General features: G+C 59.0%; 6 protein-coding genes. All 6 read left to right on the top strand.

Annotated elements, in window-relative coordinates; translation table 11 throughout:
• The first annotated feature begins 80 nt into the window (after positions 1 to 80).
• Positions 81 to 341 carry a hypothetical protein gene (locus AC01YT_RS13590; protein WP_315626199.1) on the top strand — a complete coding sequence of 87 codons (261 nt, stop codon included), beginning with the start codon at positions 81 to 83 and terminating at the stop codon, positions 339 to 341.
• Positions 342 to 350: 9 nt separating this feature from the next.
• Positions 351 to 575 (top strand): WGR domain-containing protein, encoded by a 225-nt coding sequence (locus tag AC01YT_RS13585; protein ID WP_315626198.1) that lies wholly within the window; start codon positions 351 to 353, stop codon positions 573 to 575.
• A gap of 244 nt (positions 576 to 819) precedes the next feature.
• Complete coding sequence (locus AC01YT_RS13580; protein ID WP_315626197.1) at positions 820 to 1,101, top strand: hypothetical protein; 282 nt, start codon at positions 820 to 822, stop codon at positions 1,099 to 1,101.
• Positions 1,083 to 1,523 (top strand): type II toxin-antitoxin system VapC family toxin, encoded by a 441-nt coding sequence (locus tag AC01YT_RS13575; RefSeq protein WP_315626196.1) that lies wholly within the window; start codon positions 1,083 to 1,085, stop codon positions 1,521 to 1,523. The genes AC01YT_RS13580 and AC01YT_RS13575 overlap by 19 nt, the downstream gene beginning before the upstream one ends.
• A gap of 1 nt (position 1,524) precedes the next feature.
• Positions 1,525 to 1,755 carry a hypothetical protein gene (locus AC01YT_RS13570; RefSeq protein WP_315626195.1) on the top strand — a complete coding sequence of 77 codons (231 nt, stop codon included), beginning with the start codon at positions 1,525 to 1,527 and terminating at the stop codon, positions 1,753 to 1,755.
• Between the two features lie 214 nt (positions 1,756 to 1,969).
• On the top strand, positions 1,970 to 2,627 hold a 658-nt coding region (locus tag AC01YT_RS13565; protein ID WP_315626194.1), incomplete at its 3' end, for a hypothetical protein.

The following is a 2,627-nucleotide window of genomic DNA, read 5'->3' as shown; positions in this document are numbered from 1 at the left end:
GTTTCGAAGCATTGAACCGTGAGAGGTGAACCATGAACGAGACGAGTGTGACGAACGTCTAATCCAATCGAGCCGGGCTGGTGAGCCTGATCCTGGCGGTGATCGGCGTGCTGCCGCTGTGCCTGGCGAGTTTCGCAATTGGCCCGCGCGGGCCGATTCTGCTTTCGTTGCCCTCAGGAGCGCTGGGGTTGGGGGCGGTGGTGTTGGGGGTGATCGGTCTGCGCCGTCCGGTGCGGCGGTGGGCAGCCGTGGTGGGTTTGCTGCTGGGGCTGGTGGTGCTGATAGGGGCATTGTGCACGCTGGCGGCGGCAGGTGCGGTAGCCGGTTTGCAGGGGCGGTAGAATCATGGCATGCGGCTTATCCGTGTGGATCCACCCAGGCGTGTGTATCGCTGGTATGTGGTGGCGGTGCAAGCGACGCTATTTGAGCCTTGGGCGGTGGTGTGCGGGTGGGGGAGCCTGCGCACCCGCTACGAACGCTGGCGGATCATCCCGTGCGGCTCGCGGGGAGAGGCCGAGGAACGCATGGCCACGATCGTGGCGCAAAAACGGCGGCGAGGCTACCGCGAGGGATGAAAATCTTATGCGTAATATTAAGCCTGCGAAAAATTGGTGGTTGCACAACCATATGACGGGACGACCCTCGCCAGGCACCCGGAGAGCGACCTGTGGCTGGAACGCTGGACATGGCCAAATGGGGTTTCAAGAAGCGGGTATGTAGCGGGGTATTGATGCTGAATTTCCCCTGGCTGGCGCGACGTTATTGACAATATACATCACTTAATGTAAAGTGGTGTAAATCCGGATTGGAAGGTGAAGCATGGAGCGTTATCAGGTCTTGCTTGAACCTGAACAGCGTAAGCGATTGGAGCGGATTGCACGGCGACAGCGGCGAACCCTGGCCAGCGTCTTGCGCCAGGCCCTGGACGTAGGGCTGGATGCCCTGGAACGCCAAACGGACGTTTGGGAGCGGCGGGAGCAGATTCTTGCCAAGTGGCGTAAGGAACAGGCCGATCTACCGCGGATTGAGACGGATTTGATCCAGGAAGCCCGCCAGGAGCGGGATGCCGACATGGAGCGAGTATGGCGGGGCGAGCCGTAATTGACGCCAATGTCACCCTGGCGCTGTTCCTGAACCTGCCGTATTCCGATAGTGCCTATCGGCTCATGGAGCAGTTGAAAAAGCAGCGTCAAGCCTTATATGCTCCGGCACTGTGGGGCTATGAATGCGCTAACGGGTTGTATAAGGCGGTGCAACTGGGAATGATCTCTCTGGCCAAAGCGGATGAAGCCCTGGTTGATCTGGATGGGATGGCCATTGAGCAGGCTATGCCTACGGTGGAACTCCACCATGCAGCCCTGCGCTGGGCGGAGCGTCTTGGGCAGAGCAAAGCGTATGACGCGCAGTATGTCGCACTGGCCGAGAGTCTGAACGCCGAGTTGTGGAGCGCCGACCAGCGCTTGATCCATGCCTTGCAGGCGCAGGGCGTATCCTGGGCACACTGGATCGGGGAGGTGTCATAGCATGGCAACGGAGCCGCTGCACATTCCACATGTTGGTCACTGGCATGCCTACTGCCCGTCCTGTGGGGCGGTGATCCCGGTTGGGGTGATGCTGCCGGACTCTTGCCCGCACTGTGGGTCAAGCGGGGGAAACCTGGTGGTGCTTCCCGCGGGGTTGGACGAGATCGCACGAGGGAAACGGGCAGGGGAAGCGAAGGAGGTGGACGGAACGGTGATCTCCCCGGATGGCTAGAGGCAGGAGGGTCGGTACGGCTTGACCCGCCTGAGGCATGGGCGGGAGGGAAAGAGGCGCGGAGAGGGGGAAAGAGTATGGGGGGCTGGACGGTATCCCCAGTTTTGAAGGTGGAACAGTAACACCAGTTTGCAAATTTGTAAATTCCCTTGCGCGATGAAGCAATTTTCTCTATCTTGAAGTTATGAGACTCAGTAGAGCGAAAAAAGCAAGTATGTTGCCTTACGGTCACCAATGGATTGCCTGGCGCTGGCGTGGTCAATTCTGGCCACGTGTCATTCTGGCAGTGAAGATACTGGCAGAAACGGGTGTTTCAACGGCGTTGGATTTACTGCTTCTGCTGTCCCAAAAGACCGGGTCCAGTCCAAGGGCAAATTCGTTGCGCAACGTAGTTTACGGTGCACTGGCAGATGAGCAGGTGGCTCATCGTATGGTGGAGTATTTTGCAATCAAGTTGCCGGGGACTGCGCCCGTCAAATTAAGTGTTCTCCGACTGACCGACTATGGCAAATCACTTGCCCGTGCGCTGGGGGTTGAACCGGTGGAGAGCGATTGGGAGAAAATCGTCCGCCTGCACAAGGGGGAAGAGCAGGAAGGACATGCCGCGCTGGTGCTTATGGCCGCCTACCAGGCACGTCTGCGGGGGTGGAAAGCCGAAGTGATGCCGTTCGATCCGCAGGAAACGCCCTGGTTCCAGCCCGACCTGAAACTGACCGACCCCGAAGGCTGGTTCTACTACTGCGAAGTGGAGACCCGATCACGGGATAATCCTGAAAAGTGGATGAGAATGCGGCAGGCAAATCTGATTGTCCCCATGCCGATCACGCGATACTGGATGGTGGAGCGCCTGAAAGCCATGGGCATCCCTGGGC

Source organism: Thermanaerothrix sp., assembly GCF_056331585.1.
This window is presented reverse-complemented; position numbering and strand designations above follow the sequence as displayed.